Origin of the sequence: Nocardia sp. NPDC052254 (assembly GCF_040679495.1) — a bacterium.
GTDB lineage: Bacteria > Actinomycetota > Actinomycetes > Mycobacteriales > Mycobacteriaceae > Nocardia.
The window spans coordinates 193,799-214,000 of the sequence record NZ_JBFAUW010000003.1 but is presented as its reverse complement, the minus strand read 5'-3'; the positions used below and the strand labels follow the sequence as shown (position 1 = coordinate 214,000).

General features: G+C 66.6%; 1 protein-coding gene (running past both ends of the window). It reads right to left on the bottom strand.

Every position in this 20,202-nt window falls within one protein-coding gene, locus AB0L57_RS09970, for a helix-turn-helix domain-containing protein, read on the bottom strand. The gene is 129,024 nt long; 76,714 of those nucleotides lie to the left of the window and 32,108 to its right, leaving coding positions 32,109–52,310 in view — codons 10,703 (partial) to 17,437 (partial); reading right to left, the first codon wholly in view occupies positions 20,199–20,201. The start codon and the stop codon both lie outside this window.

Genomic DNA, 20,202 nt, shown 5'->3' with positions numbered 1-20,202 from the left:
ACTGCCTCCTCGGCCTGGACGAGAACGGCTTTGATCCGACGCAAGTCGCCGGGTGTCCGCTCAGCGGACGCAATCACCGCCCCCTCTCTGGCTTTCAGGGCGTGGCACACCAGGACGGCCTGCCATCGTTCCCGCTCCAACGCGTTCAACCAGAGCAGTTCCTCGGTGATCCGCCCGTGCACCGCGAGCACTGCGAGGAGTTCGAGAGCCGAAGCGTTCTTGGCGTCGGACTCCCCGGCCAGCACCGCCAGCTCACGGTCGAGGACGCCGCGGTGTTCCGGCTGCAGCAACTGTGGATCCAGGCTCAACGTAGCTGCGAGGCCGAGCGCACGACGCCACTCACGTCCACGCTCGATGTGGGCGGCATACAGCCGAGCCACCTGACGTTTGCGTCCCAGGACGGGTTTGATCGCGGATGGCGGCGGACTGTGCCACGTGGGATCGACCGGGTACAACGGAGTGCCACCGTCGCGGAAGACGACAACGAATGTTGTCGCCGTCGCACCGGGCCGGGGGACGAACTCCTGCGCAACCCCTGTGCTGCGGTCCAGATCAACGATGGTGCCCGCACGGTTGAGCAGCGTGTACCGTTCGTCGCCGTCGACCACGATGATCGAGGAACCCGGTCCCAGCTTCGTCAACCGATTCACCAATTCGGTGTGGTCCGAGACCTTCATCAGCCGACCGCGGACCCGCTCCTGCAACCGCGCGTGCGACTCGGACCAGCGTGCCCGCGTCTCGACGGGCATCACGGCGCTGGGGCCGTACAGTTCCGCGACGGTGCGCACCACCGATGCCGTATTCACGGTATCGGAGTCGTGAAGCTGCACCGGCCGCTCCGCGAGTTCGGCCAACCCCGCATCCAATGCGGTGCCGGCCCGCCGCACCCGCTCGTCGGCATCGCTCAACGCGCTTGCAGCAGTGGCCAGTTCGGCCAATTCACCGGCTTTCGCCTGCCGCTGCCCGGCATCCCAATCCCGCGTTCCCGCGTCGAGCTGGTCACGCAGCGCACCGGTGCCCGCGACATCGATGCCCAGTGCCCGGATCCCCTTCTTCAATACGCTCGCCCAGTGCACGCGATCTGCCAGCGCCATGGTGAGATCCGCACTCACCGCGTCGAGCCACGCGTGCGCCCCCTGGAGGTAGTGGTATCGGGTGACCACCTCGGCATGTCTGCGCAGCTGCCCGTCGGATACAGCGGCGGGATCACCCAAACGCGCGACCTGCTCATCGATCGACTCGGACGCGTCGAGATTCAACTCCCGCAACGCATTCGGATACCGCTGCGCGAGTTCGGCCCGTCGATAGTCCGCATCCCGCTGGCGTTGTGCCACCGCGGTCAGCCGCCTCGACACCTCGGCGCCGATCTGGAGGCCGCCGCCGGTTGCGGGCCAGCTCGAATCCACCTGCGACCGCTGCGGCGACGCGCTTTCTCGCCCCCCGTCTCGAGTGCTCGAATGCTCACCCCGCCGGGGCCGATCCGCACCATCTTCGGGCGCCCGCGTGCCGACGCGAATGTGCGCGAATTGCCTCACTGCAGCAGGCAACTCACCATCACGTGACACATCCTCGGCAGGCGAAGCCGGTATACGCATCGCCAATACCACCGGCTGGCCATCCGCACCGACCACCACGTCCTCCGGCGGCTTCCACCCCGCCAGCACCACACCCTGCTCCGGCATCCCCTCCTCGAACACCCGCACCACACCATCGACACGCTTCACAGTCACCGCATGACCCCACTGCGGCGCCCGGCCATCCACTCCCTCATACACCAGTACCGCGACAGCGGCGTCACCCTCATTCGGCACCAGAGCACGCGCATCCGCCAACGAGGCAATGCGCTCGTCGAACCCGACACCCACGACACCGGGCGCCTCACTCAACAACACACCCAACCCACCGGAGCTGAAACCGCCCAACCTCTCCGGCACCATCCGACCAGCCGACACATACGCATTTCGCCCCGCCACCGGCAGACAATCCAGCTCATCGCCCGACCGCACATGCTCCACAGACGGCGACACATAGAACGCAGTCGCATCCGGAGAGGCCGGATCAGTCGGTTGCTGCAGATCGGACAGGCCGGCACGCAGCTCCGCGTCGAGCAGGCCGACCTCGGCGAGCGCCGCGGCGTAATCGACTGCGGCGTCGAGCATCTTGTCGGTTGTCAGCACTCGCCCGGCCAAGGCGTCGAGCACGGGGTCGCGCCGTCCGGTCTCGCGATCGGTCAGCGGACTCACCCCGTCGGGCTGATCCACCATCTGCTGGATCAGCGCGATCGGCACCGACCGGGACTCGTCCGCTTCCGGCGCCGCGACACCCATCTCCCGGGCGAACTTCAGATCGAGCTCACGGGCGAGTTCGCGCTGGAGTCCGAGCCGTGTGCGATCCAGCTGGCCGGGCACGTCAGCCGTAAAATTCCAAGCGCCGTACTGTTTTTCGGAGTTCCTTCGCAGCATGCGCTCGGCGTCGTCACTGCTGGTCGCCGCCTCGTGGCGACGACGCGCCAACTCCGTGAGCTCGCGTGCCTGCTCGTCCAGCCTCTCGGCCAGCTCGGTATGACGCCGGTGGCGCTCGGCAAGATCGAGCAGCGCGTCGAGCGAGCGGCGCCGACGCCGGTGTGCGTTGCCCCGGGCGACGCGCAACTCGGAAATCTGGTTCGGTGCCTCGGCCAACGCCGCCGCGTCCTGCGGGTACCAACGCTCATGTTCGATCCGGCGCGCCTCGAAAGCCTGTTGTGTCACAGCGATCAGGGAACGTACTCGGCGCTGGGCCGCCTGTAGATCGGCGATGCCCTGAATCCCGGCATGGTCGAGCCGCGCCAGCGGCGGGCTCAACACCACCCGGGGGTCGGCGGTGTCTGCGGTCGGTTCGAGCGCGGCTGCTATCTCCTGATCGAACCTGCTGGTGAGCTGCCGCAGTCGTTCGTCACGCTGTTCGATCTCCTCGGCATAGGCGATCACCGCCGCGCACTCTTCGAATTCGACAGCGAGCTGGTACTTTTCCCGCGCAAGCTGCGGATCTCGGACAGCCGGGTCGTTCGGCTGCGGCTTCGGAGTCAATGACTCCAGCACGCCGACGGCCATCGTCGCTGGGTCGGTGCCCAGTATCGCCTGCAGCAGTTCGCGGGTTTCGGCGTAGTGGCTCCGCACCCGCTTCAGGATCCGCCGCCGGATCCGCTTGTTCGGCAAGCAATAACCGCTGATATCGCGGAGCCGGACCATCGGCAATGTCGGGGTCATGTCCTCGGTCTGCTGGATGAGCCCGGCCAACTCCGCAATGCTCGAGATCCGGGCTGCCATGTCCCGCACCGCGGCGGCGGTACCACCCAGCCCCTGTTCATAGCGTGAATACGAGTCGTAGAGTGCGTCTTCCAGCACGTCGACAGCGCGGGCCCGGGTGGTGTACCGGTCGAAATCCACGAGCTTCTGCATCGCATCGACATGCCTTTGGAACCTGACAGCGACATTTCTCACGGCCGCGGTAACGTCGGAACGTGCGAAGACGTGCGAGACCTCGTCGTGCACCCGTGGCTGGTCGGTCAAATCTCGCTCGGAGATGTTCGCCACGTCGGCGAACTCGCGGCGAAGCTTCCCGAGCTCCTGTTCGAGAGCACTCCTGTCCTTCGACTTGGGATTCAGCAACTCTTTGTCGATATTCCCGAGCTCGATGACCAACTCGAGGAGATCCAGACGCAGCTCGGCGCGCCGCTTGCCGTCGTGGCGGCGCAGTTCGGCCAGCGCCGGGGCAAGCGAGGGTGTGACTACCGTTGCGGGCCTGAGCTTCTCGGGAAGGTATTGCGCAAGCCGCTCTCGGAGACCGGGCAAGGACGCGGTGTCGAACGCCGAACTCGCCACTTCGGACTTCCCGACAGCGAAGTCCGCACGACTGGTACGCACCACACCATCGGCGTCGGCGACCTCCACCCGCTCACCCGCGGCGTCGAGGAACATGCCGAATACCGGCCGCCCCGCCGATTCCTGAGGCGGCACGAAATTCGGCTGCAGCACGCCCATACCCGGGTCGCGCTTCTCGATACGTACATTCCCGTCCGCGTCCACCCGACGCACCAGCCAGTATGTATGCCCGACATCACCGTGCTCGCCGCTGTGACCGGTATGCGTCGGCTCGAACACCAGCAATCCCACGTTGTGGCCGCCGGGCGGGGTCTTTCCGGTTCCGTGGTCGACCCCGGGGTTCTCCGCGTCGAGCTGCGCACCCCACTCACGCAGCCGGGTGACCGCTTCGCCGATATTCGTGAACGCCTGCTTGCGCCCACCCATCACCTTCTCGATGCGCTTGACCCGCAAACCTCCGAGCCCCGCGGTGAATTCATCGAGACCCGCACGCCCCGTCACCACACCGATGTCCCACATCGTCAACGGACCACACTGATTATCGACATGCGGCCAGGGGACCTGGGGTTTCCGATCCGCGGCAGGGCGCTCGTGGATCCCCTTGCCGTCTCCGTCCGTGTCGTCCTCGGTGGCGGTGCTCGACGCCGGCACCAGGCGACGTATCGGCGCGAGCAACCGTTGCAACAATCTCCGGTTCTCACCAGCAGCGCGCACCCTCGATCGGTTGAGCTGGTGCGCCAGCTCCCAGTCGCCCATGGTCCTCGCGAATTCGGCAGGGTCCAGTCGATGCGACATAGTGTGGGTCACCCGCGCCGGATGAGTCAGCGGCAACGAGGGATCCATAGCGCCGCCCACGCTTCCCTCGGCCAGCACCTCCTGCTTCTTCCACTGGTCGACCAGTTTGCCGTTTTTGTCGCGGCCCTTGCGGGGATACGCCGGTAGCTGATCCGACCAGGCCGGTGCGTTCGGATACGACGGCACCAGCGAGCGGCTCCGATAGACATCGAAGGCTACGGCCAGTCCCTCGCGCATGGGGTCGCCGGGCTCCTCGTTGATCCGGAAGAACCGAGCGATCACATGGCCGAATTCATGGCGCAGGACGGCGGCCACCAGGTCCCTCGGCGACCAGCTCCACCACCCGTTCTCCTGCTGGGCCCCCAAGGTCTCGGCGGCCCATTTCGGGTCGGTCACCGCCCGCCGGTCGATCTCGATGACCGAGTAGAAGTTGCGGGTCTGCTGGTCGTACCGAGTCCCGCAGGAATAGACCCTTCCCGTGGGCGGCTCGCCGTCGGCGCCCCATCGCATCGAAGCCGGATCGACGAACCGAACTTCTCGAAGGTTGTGCCTGCCGTTGTATTCCGCTATCAGAGTGCGCAATTCGCGATCCGCGGACACCAAGGCATCAGTGTCCGCGTCTTCCCACCCGAGCAACCGGACATGATGGTCGTCGTACAGTTTCTCGACGATTCGCTTCTTGACCGCCAGGGCACTTGCCAGGTCCGGCGATCCCTGCGGAATGTCACCATCGAGGGGCGTACGAGTGGATTCGTCCGCGGCGCCGCGCTCTTCGAAAATCGCCCAGACTTCACCGTGCGACTCGACTCCCGACCGGGTGGCGGCCGACAATGTCCGGCGGACTTGCTCATCCACCGTGTCCGCACCGTGTTGCGGAAATACACCCAGGTTCGTGGCGGTCGATACCGGCAACGGTCCGAGCGGGCGGTATTGATCGCATTCGACCGAGACGTGCAGGGAACGGACACCGGCATCATCGAACAACCGGAGCGTCAGTCGGACCGTCGCGTCCAACATGGACAACGGATGCACTTCCTCGGCAGCCTGCCCAGGCCGAGCAGCAAGGAAGGAGGGCTCCAGCAGCGAGAACATGCGATGCTTCAGCAACTCCGACTGCGTCGGCAAGTCTTGGATGAAGTGCAGCGCGTCGAGACCTGCGCGGCGAACGATCAAGGTAGCAGCCACGATCTGGTCCATGTCACGCCAGCCGGCCCGCTCCAACCAGAGTCCGAGCGCGATCTCGGCCGCTTTCAACGACTGCCAGCCCCCCGGCGCGAACGCGATGGTGACTTCGCGAGTGTCGGCGAATGCGTTTCGAACCTCTTGTACGGAGGAGTCGTCCGAATCCGCAGTGCCGATGGGGTTCTCGGCGACGGCGTCATGGGCGGCAACGGCATCTTCGGAGTCCCGGACCGCACGAGTCAGGGTGACATAGGTGCCGACCCGCCACTTCAAATCGTCGTAGGTGAGCGCGGAAATCTGCCCCCGCAGACGAGCAACCTCGGCGTCGGCACTCTCCCGCGACCACAGCGCCGACAGGTCGGCCCCCGCCGCCACGGCGGCTTCCCGCAGGGGCTGTTGCCAACCGGCCCAATTCATCACCGCTTCCGCATATTCGGTGAGCAGTCGGAATCGCCACGGGGTCGCCGTCCTCGACACTTCGCCGAGTTCCTCCAGCCGACGGACCATCGCCGCGATCTCGTGATAGCGAAGTGTCAGACCGCGCAGCTCGACGTCGTAGCTGCCGGCTTCGACCACCCCCTGTTCGTCGAGCCGCTGCCGCGAAGCTTCCAACTCCTCGGCGAAACGCCCCGACCGCAACGTCTGCACATCGGCGTCGGTCTTGCTGGCGACTTTGGCCAACGCCACCGCCACTCTGGCGTGTTCGTCGGTCAAAACCCGATAGGCAGCCCGGTATTCTTTCGGGACAACACCTTTCGCACTGGCCCGCGACGATCCCGACACGTCGGAGACGCTGACAGCGAAGTCTTCGGTGCTGATTCGCACCTCACCGTCCGCATCAGCAAACACCACCCGCGCACCGGCCGCGGTGAGGAACGTCCCGAACACCGGCCGCCCCGCCGACTCCCGCGACGGCACGAAATTCGGCTGGAACACCCCCATACCCGGATCACGCTTCTCGATCCGAACACGCCCATCCTTGTCCACCCGACGCACCAGCCAGTACATATGCCCGCCATCACCGTGCGCGCCACCGGCATCGACATGCGTCGGCTCGAACACCAGCAGGCCCACCTCGGCCTCGGCGCGCACCATGAACTCGGGATCACCCGGCGGATCCATACCCTCGCGCCACACCTTCTCCGGATCGATGCCCTGGTTCCGCGCATCGGTCCGCCAACCGAAAGCAGCCAATTGCGCCACAGCCGTATCGATATCGGCGAAAGCCTGCTTCGGCCCACCCATCCTTTCCTCGATAACGCTGACCCGCATCCCACCGAGACCCGCGGTGAAACCGCCGAGATCACCGCGGCCCGTCACCGAACCCACGTCCTGCATCGTCAACGGACCACACAGGTTGTATTCATGCGGCGCAATGGGATTCGGCTGCTCATACGTCACATCGCCCTCGGCGGCGGGTGGCTCGCCGCGCTCCGCTGCCAACGACGGCAGCAGTGCGGCCTTGGCCTTCCGGCGGTCCGCGTGCGCACGCGCCCAGTCCACCATTGTCTCGGCGTAGTCACCGGCATCGATGCCGTGGGTGAAGGCGAAGACGATGCGTGACGGATCGGTCAGCGGCAGCGAGGTGTCGCGTCCACCGACCGCACCGGCCTCGGCGAACGCTTCCAGGTTGTTCAGCGTGTCGCGCGAGCCCTTTTTGAAGGAATACCCCGGAAGCCGCCGCAGCCAGGTGGTGAAGTTCTCGTCCACGTGCAGGAAGGAGTGGCGCCGGTAGACCTCCCAGGCTTTGCGCAGTTGCTTGCGCAGGGTGCCGGCCTTGGTCAGCTCGAGGAAGTAGTCGATCCCGTGCAGGATCTCGTGGTCCAGATAGTCCGCGAGCGCATTACCCGATGATTTGCCCCAGGCACCTTTCTCCTGCGCATCCCGCACCGCGCGAGCGGTCCACCTGCGATCGGTGATGATCCGCCGATCGATTGTGATCGCGCTGTAATACCCTCCACCCCAACGGGATTGGAGCAGCCACAGGGCGCGGGGAGCGGTGTCCGATTTGCTGCCGAAGACCGGCGTCCGCTCATCGACTGCCCGCAACCCGTCCTCATCGAGAAAACGGATCTCCTCCAGGTTGTGGGATCCGCGGTACTCCGCGAACTTCTCGCGCAGGGTGCGATCGAGAGTCTCGATGGCGTCGAGTGGGACATCCACATCCTCCCAACCCGACACCTTGACGCCGAAGTCCTCGCCGAGTTTGTCGATCAAGGCTCGTTTCGCGGGAAGGTCGTGAGCGGCGAGCAGGCGCGCCGCTTCCCGAACCGAATCGAGGGCAGCGGAGTAGCGGCCCAGCGCCTCGGCTTCGGTGCCGGTTCCGGAAGCCTCCTCCAGGATCGACGCGGCCTTGATCCAATTGTCGACGGCGACAGCATGGTTCGTGAGCAGCTCGTGATGGCGCGACGAGGACGGGCGCCGCACGGCGCCGAGTTCCTCGACTCGGCGGATCATGGCACCGATCTCGTGGTAGTGCTCGGTCGTCGCCACAAGTTCCCTGGCGAGTTCGGAGCGCCCCTCCAGCAGCAAGCGGCGACGCGCGGCGTCCAGATCGCGATGGAATCGTCGGGACAGCAGAGCTTTGCGGCCGACAACCGCCTTGTCCGCCGCGTTCGCCAGCTCGTCGGCGAGCGTGGCCTGTGTGGTGAGCAGTTCCTCGTACACCGCCCGGAACCCCTCCGGAACGGGTACCAAGTCGTCCTGTTCGTCGGACACCGGTGGCTGATCCGATATCGGAGCCACCGTGCCGTCACCGACCGCCGGGGGCAGCTGGGCGTTCCGGCCGGCAACGCCGACGGTCAACCCGATCCGGGTCTCCGGCTTGTCACGGCCCGCGACTCCGGCCCCGGCAACGTACTCGTCCTTCGGGCGGCCATCACCATGCCGAAGGATGGCGTAGGCCCGCGCCACACCGTTCTTGACCTGGCCCCGGACGTGGGGGTGGGTGACGACGGTGGGTTCCGGACGTTGGACCGTCCTGCGCTGCACCGGTTTTTCCCAGGTCCAGTCGCGGACCATCACCGTCTCGCCGTCCTCGGCGACAAACATCTCGTAGGTGTGCGAACCCACGACGTCGGGGTTCTCGGGATCGAAACCGAGATATTCGTCTGTGACCGCGGCGGTCGCACCCGCCCCCATGGCCAGAAGCTCGGCGGCGATCTTGTCGTGCGCCGTGCTGCCACTGTCCGCGTGGAAACCGCCCGGATGCCAGCCCGCACGGAGCAGGTCCTGGTATTCGTCGGCGCTACGGCCGTTCAGTCCGGTCGCGTCTGCCGGCGCCGGAACAAGCTCCGGCCACCGATCATGGTGCGACCAGCCCACATTCGTGGTGCAGTTCGCCGGATTGCCCTCCAGGATGTTCTCCAGCAGCGGCACCTCGTAGGAGACGCCCGGATGCTGGTAGCGCCCCAGGTCGGCGGGATTCGCCCACTGGAAGTCGCCCCATTCGACGTGGATTTCGTCGGGGTCGAGCAGCGACCGCGTCAGAGACCGGCTGCTCGCGTTGTCTCGCAGGGCCCTACCTTCGGGCAGCGCCAGAATCTCGACCCACGGCATCGGCAGGCGCAGCGACCTACGAGTTTGAACCAGACCGTTGACGTCCTCGACCAACCGCGTCCCGCTGACCGTATCGACGCCGTCGCGCCCGTAATACAGCACCGACGCGTGCTTGCGCTCGGAGCCGGCGTCATGTGCGTTCCCGGCGAAGTCGCTTGCGGCCGCGTCCAATCCGACGAGCAGCGTGTCGTCGCCGAAGTGGCCGGCCACTGTCACGGTGACGTGGGTAGCGGTGTCGACATCACCGAACGCGACCATCAATCGCCGGTCCGTGCCGGTCAGACCGAGTGTCAGCACATGGACCGGCGGGTGGCCGGGCAACCGGGCGGCGAAACCTTCGGCTTCGATCAAGTCCGCCAACCGCTTTCGCAGCTCACCCAGCCGAGCGAACCCGGCAGCGGTCATCCCGGTGTTCTCCGCCGCCGCCGACTCCAGCTCGGTCAGTTCGTGCCAGAGCAGCTGCCGGTTGGCGCGGTCGCGCCAGCGCGCGGGTACACCCAGGTGATCGGCGATCAACTCGGGCTTACCCTCGACCAGGGTCCAGCAGTCGTCGAAGGTCAGCTTTCGCCAGATCTTCGACATATCTTTCGTCGATATGTTCGGGCGTTCACCGAAATACCGGTTCCAGACCACATCGGACCGTGTTCTCGCCTCCGGAGTCATCGGACTGTCCGGCAGGATCTGTCGCTGGGGAACGGGCTCCGGCTCCAGCGTCGGTACAGCTCGGTCCGCTCGCTCCGAGCGCAGATATCCCTGCATGCTCCGGTACGTCTCGGGCTCGAATTCCGCACGGTAGCCGTCGAACCGTGTGTGCTCGAATGCATTGCGCAGCAATGCTTTATCAGCGTCCTCCGCAGCGAGAACGCGGATCCGCGGCGCGACGTCGCCCTGTACTTCCGCGCGAGCCCTGCCGTCCTCGATCAGCGCGATGAGATCGCGAGCCAGCCGCTGGGGGTCGGTTCCCTGCCACACCGCCACAGCCTGTGACCGGCCACTCTGCAGCACCCTGCCTTCTTGCCCGGAGTACTCGTGAGTGGCGTGGCGCAGGCCGGTGCGCAGCACCTCCGGCGTCGGATCCGCCGCTGTGACGAACACGGTGATCTCGTCGGCGGTGCTCGGGTCACCGACGGAGACGAAAGAGCGTTCCTGGGAATCGGATTCGTCCAGTGGGAGCGCGAGAGGCAGGATCGGCCGGCCCGGGTCGACCCTCCTGGTGGCCACCCGGTTGGCCCGGTTCAATGCCACCAGAAGCGCCTGCAAACGGGCCACCTGTAGCGGCTCGAAGGCATCGCGACGATCGTCCATCGCACGCGCGAATCGTCGGAGCACCGCGTGCCCACGAGAACTGTCGACGATGCCGTCCGTGCCGGCGATCACCTCCGCGGCCGCCCGCGCGAGCGCCATGCGATTTTCGAGCGACTGCCGCTGCCACAGCACTGCGACCTGGGCCGGCGTGAGAATTCCGCGCTCCAAGGTCCTCTGCAGCATGTCGGCCCGGCCGGGGTCGGCCGTGTCGGCTTCGTATTCCGACAGCACGAACGCCGTCGGCGCCGGATCCACGCTGGGCGGCATTTCGACCACGACAGCATCGCCGTCCAGCTGCTCCCACGCCGCACGAGCCACGACGGCACCGTCACCGACTCCGGCCAGCACGATCCGCGGCTGCCGGTCACCGACCGCGTCGGTCAGGTGTGTCGCCAACGCCCCAGCGTCGAGGCCGACCAGGTCGACATCCTGCGACGCTCGGCCGTAGTACGCGTAGTCGTCGTCGAAGGGCAGAATCGCGATCATCGCCACCGACCCGCGCGACAGTTGTTCAGTGGCAAAGAAATCGACGACGGACTCGGTGACCGCATTGATTTCACCGAGTTCGCGTGTGGTGCGCGCCACGTAGCCGAGAACCGTATCCGCGGTAGCCGGATCCCCGAACTGGAGCACGAGCCGCCCGCGCCCGCCGTCCTCGGCCGTTCCGTCGTGGGACCGCACGTACACCGGCGTCGTCACGTGGTTGGCTTCGAGACGCCTCGTCAGCCCGGACAGAGCCTCGAAAGTCGCGTGCAGCTCGATACCGCGCTGCGACTCCTCGGGGGTCTGCCGCGTCGGTGGCCCCGCGAATTCCAGCCGCACCTTTTCGTAGATCTGCCGGAAGACAACGTCGAGCGGTTCGGGTTCCCTGGATCCCAGATTCCCGCGCTTGCCGAAGCGGCGCCGCGCAGCCACGACCGACTTCTCCCCGTCGGCCAGCGGGCTCGCGGCGGTGTGCCCCCGCGTCGTGAGCGCATCCGCTCCGGCCGCCGCGGGGCGGCGCATGACGATGCCTTCGGTGGCGATCACGTTCTGCGGCTGGTCCCACTCGTCGAAGGCGCAGTGGACGATTCCGTCCTCGCCCTTCTCGTAGACCATCACTTGGCCGTCGTCCGCCTGGTATACGAGGAAAACGTGCCCGCCGACCGCACGGCGCGACCGGCCGGCGTACTGCACCGCGCCGTACACCGCGCCGCCGTGTTCGCGCACATGCGCGCCGATCGCGGCGACCGAGTCGAATCCCTTCTCGTCCCAGTCCGCGTGCGCGGCCTCGGCGAACTCACCCCATCCCATACCGGCGGCCGCGATCCGCGGATCGTCCAGCGCGGGCGCGTTCACTTTGTGCCCCAGCTGTTCCCGGCCGAAGTGCAGTACGGCCGGACCGCAGTTGAACGGCCCCTTACCTGCCAGGTGGTGCTGCGCGCGATCGGTTCGTGGCTTGGCGACCACCCCAGCGGCAACGCTCCCGGAATCGATCGACTGCCGCAGCACACCGCCTGTGCCGGAAGCATTCTCCGAACGGCCGACAGTCAACGCCCCGTCGAACCTCGCCGACATTTCGAACATATCGGCGGGAATCCGCTCCGGCACACCGAGTACCCCGGACTCCGCCCGAGCTCGACCCCGCGGCACCGCCAACTCGGCCCACCGATCGGGCTCATCGCGGCGCAACCCACTACGCGGCACCGACACACCGCTCTCACCGGCCGTGCGCCCCTCGAGCATGGGGCGAGCCTCGGATGCGAGGCCGGCCGCATTGTCGACGGCGGCCGTCCCGGTTCCGGGCTCCGGTGGCCCGACCGCGCGCCCCGGAACCGTGAAGGTCCCCTGAACGGTGACCACTGTTACCGGGACACCCGCGTTCATGACCGGCGCGAGGGCCTGCGCCGTGCCCATCATCGTGGCCCGCGAGGCATTGGCTTGGGCCGTGGCCCAGTCGATGGCCCGGCCGGCCCACCTGTCGGCCGCTGCCATCACATCGGCGGGGATTCGGCCACCCATCCGCTGCTCGTGCGCCCACTGCTCGGCATTCGGTCCCCGGACCTGCTCATAGAGGGAGTCGAGCTGGTCGGCCAGATGGGGATGGTGCCGCTTGGCCTCCGCGATGAGCTCGAACATTGTCTCGGGGTCGACGGCGTCGACCACGTCTTCCCACCGATCGGTATGAACACGCCCCGTGTGTGCTCCCTCGGCGGTGATGACGGTCTGTTGCTCGTACCGGCCATAGCTGAAACCCGACCCGTCCTGATCGCTGATCAGCACGCCGACCACGTCATAACCGCCGGGATCGGTATTCGACGGGCGTAGCATCACACGCGGCTTTTCATTCCGTTCGATGAACGACTCGTAGGCGGCAGCAATCGCACGCAACTCCTCGTCGCTCACGCCGGCTGTCTTCATATCCTCCAGCGCTTGCCCCAGCTGCCCTGGATACAGCAGCAAGCCGGTAGCGTATTCCGTTTCGACAGACCGGAAAGCGGCATCGCCGGTCAGCGGATAGACCCCACCTTCGCCCCGATCATTGATCGGAATCGTCACCCGCCACCCGTCGGGCCCCAGCTCGACCCGCTGACCTTCACGCTTCCCGACCGGTATCTCGACAACCGGCAATTCCCGCTCGGCGGCGAACTGCCTCGCCCACTCGGCATCCCATGCGCTGACCGGTCCCTCATCGCCGGATCCAGCGTGCGGAACGACCACCCCGACAATTTCCAGACCAGGACCAAATGTGCTGTTCACAGAGACCGGTGCACCCATCCGGCCCTCATCGGCCATGAGAACGTCACCGGTGATCACACCATCGGATGACCACGCGAGATGCACATTGTCCGGCGACATCGACACGAGCAGCCCCGCATACTCCGGCGGATGCTGAGCATCGATGAGAACCGGATCATGGGACATATTCCGGTTTTCTTCGGGATCCCATCCACGACGAACGCCGACCCGATCTGGATCCCGGACGAACACATCTCCCGGCGTCGACCGGGCAATACGGGAATCAGGCTCGACCAACCCCTGCAGCATGGTGCCCCGTGTACTCAACGGCACCATCACATACCGCCACCCGGGCCCGTGATTCCGAGGATCCGTATCGCCGAGCAACTCCGACGACGATGCGGCGCCGCCGGAATCAGGACCCGCCGAGACCTGCGTCGAGTCGCGCTGCTCGGGCATATCAGCAGCCAATTGACCAGCAGCAGTTGACGGTACCGAGTCGTACCCCGACGATTCCTCGGGCCCCGGCTCGGACGGAATCTCCGCCGGTCGAATGGCATCATCCGGACTCGATCCCGGCTGGGCTGCGTACATGCCGATGTTCACGGTCGGCAGCGGGAAAATTGCGAGACCTTCCGTACCCGGAATCTGATAGAGGTGCATGACCGCATCCACATGGTGATCGCAGTACCTGCCTCCGGCGCGGTGATATTCACGGAGATCGACCAGGAAAACGTTGCCTTCCACTCCCTCCGCACGAGCAGCCCGGGCGAGCAGGCTCACGGTCTGGTAACCGCCATCGAAACCAATCGTTGTTGTCTGATAGCCGAGACGTCTGATTCGCTCCCCGAGCGGAACGACACCCTCGGTCATCGGGGTCGATGCAGCGTGGAAAGCACCGACCTGAATGGCCATCCGCGCATCGGGATTCGCCCGCATTGCCTCAGCCACCCTGTCGGCCAGATGCGCCTCACGCGCTTCCCTCGACGGAGACGTCGACTGATCGATGTCCACGGCGACGATCTTGATTCCGGCGGAAACCATGGCCAGCAACACATCTCGGGCATGCGCGGCCGGGCCGCAATCCACCCCGGTGAGGTCCGCGAAATCACCGTTGTTCAACGCGTCGAACGCCGGATGATGCGGGGCCTCGAATCCCCAGAGTTCCACTCCCGCTTCGCGTAGGGCAACGGCTTGCGATATCAGGTATTCCCCGATAGGCCTGTTGCCGTGGTTGTCTGCCAGGAATACGATCTGGTTTCCCTGTAACAGCCCGTCCCAGTTCACCTCTCGTTGCTGCCGCACCAACTCCGCCAGCCGCGGATCGCCGACCGACTCGGCAGCAGAATCCGACTGCGACCGAGTAGCGGCGATGCCAGCCGTACCATCCCCGGCTCCCTGTTCGAGAACATGCCGCCGCCATGCCTCGTCGGACATCCATCCGTACGGTTCCCCAGGCCCCGGCTTGGGCGGAATCTCCTCCGATCCAACGCCGGCATCCGAACTCCCCGGTCGTGGACCGGCCGCGGTATCACGGTGGACGGCGCCTTCCCCGGCAGGGTTCTTCGAGCCTTCGTTCGACTTCCCTCCGATTCGGGTCTGGGGCTTGGGGACACCGGTGGCGGTCGGGTCGTAGGCCACGGTCGAAGTGCCATCGGCATCGCGGAAGATTACGAAGGTTTCCCTGACGCCTTCTGCAGGGACGCCTTGCGAATCGACATGGAGCTCGTCGATCCGGGTGACGGCGGGGCGCTGGATGTGGTGGCGGCCCGCCGTAGCCTGCCTCCAATCACGAATTCGCACCACACCATGGGCGGTGACATACATTTCGCGGGCGTGCGCACCGACCTTGTTCGGGTTGCGCGGATCGAAGTGGGCCATCTCATCGACCACCACAGCGGTGGCACCGGGGCCCATGTCGCGCAGGGCCGCGGCAATACGGTCGTGTGCATTGCGCCCGTCGATCACCTCGGGGCCGAAGGACTCGGGGTGCCAACCGGCCTGCAGCAGTGCGGTGAACTCGTCGGCCGATCGGCCGTCGGGGCCCGCGTCCAGCGCAAGCGGCAGGCGCAGGCGCGGCCACCGTTTGCTCTGGGAGTCCGAGACATGGGTGGTGCAGTTCGCCGAAACGCCCTCGAGTTCCTGCTCCAGCAGCGCCATGTCGAAGGTGTCGGGTGCCCCGTACGCCGCCACCGCGTCGCCAGGTTCCACGCCGCTGGTAAGTCCCTCGATCCGGCTGTGGCCGGGCACCAAAGTCGCATAGAACCTTGCGGCATCTACGACGTCCTCACCTTCGGGTAATGCATCCACCTCCAGCACCGCCATGCTGCGGCCGAGCTCGCCGGTCCGGTGCAGGTGTTGCACCTCCATGAGGTTTTCCAGGTCGGCGATCAGCTGCAGCGCTGCCTTGTCCGCCCGCTCGTCAGTGGCGAGATACATCACCGAAGCGTGTGTGCCACTCGGGTCGAACACCCTCGCGGCGGCATCCATCGCCGCCGCAATCGACATCGCCCCCAGGTGGCCTGCCACGGTCACGTTGACCCGACCGGCGGTGTCGACATCGCCGAACGAGACGATCATCCGTTTGGGCTGCCCGTCTCCCCGGAAGGCGAGATCGGGGATGTCAACGCCCAGCGACAGCACGTGCACCGGCGGATGACCAGGCATGTTCCTGGCCCGGAGATCGGCGGCCTGCAATGCCCGCCACCGATCTTCCAGCAGCTCGAGTTCGATATCCTCATCGAAGCCCGCGTCGATGAGGTTCACCGCTCGCTGGCTCCACAGGTGTGCGAGCTGCTGAGACAGCAACATCCGGTTCGCGCGGTCGCGCCAGCGGTCCGGAACCCCGCGTCGCTCGGCGAGCTTTTCGGGAACCCCCTCCACCAGCAGCCAGCGCTGATCGCTGCTCAGCGTCGACCACTTGGCCTCGAAGGCATCGACGTCGATCCCCGAACTGGTGCCGAACAGTGTGAGCCACAACTTGTCCGCTCGAACGTCGGTATCCGGGTCCTGTGGCAGGTCGGGCAGCGACGGGACCCGGCCGGAGGCCGGTGCCTCGGGCGCAGGTACGCGCGGCTTGACCGGTTCGCCCGGGTCATCGTCCTCGGCTGCCCGTGGTACCAGTTCGTCGAGACTCAGCTCGATCTCGGCATCCGGCACATCGGGCACGGCGAAGGAATCATGTTCGGTGGTTCGGAAAACCGTGTCGACCGTGAATTGATTCTCACGCGAGACGAACGGCTCGATGACCATCGCGGCATAGAGCAGATCCCTGTCACCGACCGTGCCGGGAACGAGCCGGATCCGCACCCCACGCGGGTGGGCATCGGCCAGCTTCGCCAGATCCTGGGCCAGCCGCTGCGCATCGGTGCCCTGCCAGACCGCGACCGAGTGCGGCGCGGTTTCACGCTGATACTGCTCCTCGAGTTCGTCGTAAGCGCGGCTCAGCCCCGCGCGCAGATCCTCCGGCGTGGGCTCGATCGCAGTGACGAAGACCGTGATCTGTTCCGGGGCGGCCGCTCCCATCGACACGAACGACCGGGCCTTCTCGCCCTCGCTCACCGGTAGCGCTATCGGACGAGCGTTCATCTCCGATGCGGGAGAAGTCGAGTCGTCCCGCAGGACACCGACCAGCCGGTCGGCTCTGTTCAGGCATTCCAGCAAAGCGTCCAGGCGCGCCGTCTGCGTTGTGGCCGCCGCGGCCCGGTGCTCGGCCGAAACGATTGCCAGCCAGCGCATCCAGGCATCGACCCGGCCAGGCTCCAGGACGCCGGCCAGCTCAGCGGTCATCTCGGCATCGAGGAGGCCCGGCACTTCCGCACCCGGCACATCGGCGCTCTCGTTCGGCGACACCGGATCTGGCCGATGGTTGCGCAGATCGAAGGCCAGGCGCAGCGCCTGGGGCTGTTCCTCCACCAGCTCATCCAGGTCACCCATACGGGCATGCGCCAGCCGGGCGGCCGCGACACCATCGCCCGATCCGACGATCACCATCCGGGGCAGGCTGTACGACCGCCGTATGTCACGCACGTGCGACAGTTCCTCGCGCAGCGCGTCCGCGTCGAGGGTGACCAGATCGACCGCGTGGTGGGCCCGGCCATCGACGAACAGGTCGTCGTCGTAGCGCAGGACGGCGATGACCGCGACCGAACCGCCCCGCTGTTGCTGCTCGATGGCGGCATACGCGGCCGGTGCTTGGGCTTGCTTCGACAGCAGAGCCTGATCGGTAGCCGTTTCGGCCACATATCCGATCACGGTGTCGGCGCTGGCCGCATCGCCGTACTCGAGCACGATCCGACCACGGGCACCGATTCGTACGCCGCGGTCGTAGTCCAGCAACCGGACGCGCGGACCGGCGCCGTCGGCGGCCGGTGCTCGGCCGATGCCGGCCAGAGCGGATGCTCTGTCGGCATCCTTCAGGGCCGTGCCGATCGCTTCGACATCATCGCTGCGCTCCGGGCCAAGGCTGCTGTCGGGCTCGGCCTCGAGGTCCCGCCGGTTGCGTCTGTCCCGCTCGCCGGAATCGCCCGGCGGGCCACGATCATTGGGCAGACCCGCCAGTATGGCCTCCGGGACCTCGTCGTCCATCGCCAACCGCTCCTGCTTCACGAACGGGACAGCGGCATTGCCTTTCGCATCGGCGACGATGCCGTGAACCTGCACGATCTTCAGCTTCTCGGACCGCTTCAGCCGTTTCAGCCACTCCCGCACCTCGCCGTCGCGGCGAATCTCTTCGGTACCGTCGACCCATTCGTGCAGTACGAGACGGCCGGCGTCATCGATCTCCACCTCGAACATGTGCGCACCGACCCGCCGGCCGTACCGGTACGTGTATGCCCCGGCTATCGCGCCGCCGTGTCTGGCGACATGCCCGATGAGCGCATCGAGTGACGGGAAGCGCTGCCAGTCGGCGTCCGCGTGCTCGGCGACATCCTCCTGTGACGCTCCGGCCGGCTTCCGGACACGCATCGCAGTCGTCGGCATTGCGTCGAGCCCGCCGCGACGGACGCGGAACTTCAAGAAGTGGTCCACGGCGAACGGGGCACAGTTCGGTATGCCCTCGTGCACCGGTGGTTCCGGGACATCGGTCGCCGGGTCGATCGGCAGCAACAGGCGGAAGCTCTCCGCCGCCAATCCGTCCATCTCCTCGATGGCGGCCGCGCGCGCCTGGTCATCGATATCGGAGCCGATCGTGCGTGCCAGTTCTTCGAGTCGCCGCATGTCGGCGAGCACGTGCAGGTACGCGCGATTCGCCCGGGAATACTTCTCGATCGCCCGGGTGCGCAGCTGCTGGTCCCAATACGCGTGGATCGCGACGGCCAGATTGTCCGGATCACCGCGGATCACGGTGCGCCGCAGGAGCTCTCCCAGAAACAAATTGTTCAGGTCCCGCGTCGTCGGCCTGCCGGACCGCTCGGCGACCAGCCGCAGTAGCTCGGCCCGCTGTCGACGGGCCTTCTGGAGCGCGGCCGGATCCCTGTCCACCGCACCGACGTCCATCCCGAGGAGCGAAAGCCCCTGCTGGGCCTCGCGTCGCGCCTCGGTCTCCTGCTTCAACCGTTCGGCCGGAGAGTCGAGTCCCTTGTTGCCCACCCACCACTGCAGATGCGCGATTTCCGCATCCGCGATGATGAAATCCGGCACCTCCGCGACGAATTCGGCGATCCGGGCCAGGTGATCGTCCGAAGTCGCATGCCGCTGCAGGGTGGTCAGCACAGCACGCAGTCGATCGACGGACAGGTCGTCCATCGTCATCGGCGAACCCAACAGCTCGGTCAGATGCGCGCGATCGGCCGGGTCCATGACCTCGGCCATCTCGACCGTCAGGGCTTCGATGCGGCCGATGAACCGCAGGCCCGACATCAAGCGCGCAACCTGCGCGGCATACAGATTCGACTGCGCCTCGAGTACGCGCAGCGGCTTCGGCGCGGCGGCGGCCAGGTACGTCTCGTATCGACGCACCTGGGCGTCCGCCAGCATCAGACGTGCGGCATTGTCGAACAGGTCGACCGGTGCCGCGAGGTGGTCCAGATCGACGGCACGCCTCGACAGCCGGCGAATCGTCTGGAACACCCGGCCGGGCTCGAGTTCGGCCGAATCCAGATTCTCGTCGACGAGTCGCGCCGATTCGGCAAGGCGTTCGGCGGCTGTGGCACGGTCACGGCGTGCGGCTTCGAGCGAGCCCCGGATCTCCAGCTGCGCGCGAGTCGGCGCCGAATCGATCTGGGCTGCCGCCCCGCCGTTCATCCGCACCCGAGCGACGGCGCCGGACGTGCCGACAAGATGATTCCGGGGTCGGCGGCCGTACCGGTCCTGTGCGCGGCGCATGGCGTTGCGCTCGGTGATCAGGCGTTCGAGCTGCCGTGCGGCCGAGGCCGCCCGATCTTCGGGGGAAGTGACCCGGTCGTGCCCGTGCGCACGCAACACGGCGATCACCGCGGTGTCAGGATCGGGGCGAGCGTCGAAGACCTCGATCGCCGCGGACACCGCGGTGGACAACTCGGCCTCGTCGAAGACCACCCAGTGCACCGCCTTCGCGGTGTCCGGATTGCCGAGCGCCACACTCAGTTCCGGGATGTCGCCGTCCATCCGGTGAGCCAGCACCCGCAACCGGTGGTCATTCAGCCAAAACGTATCCAGGAGATTCAGGTCATCGCTGCTCCAGGGCTTTTCGCCGTCGGTGCGCTCGGGATCGCTCTCCCTGATCAGAACCCGCAGCCCGGCGGCATCACGCACAGCAAGAGACAGACCGGGGGCTTCGGCGAGGATCTCCGCATGGTTCGCC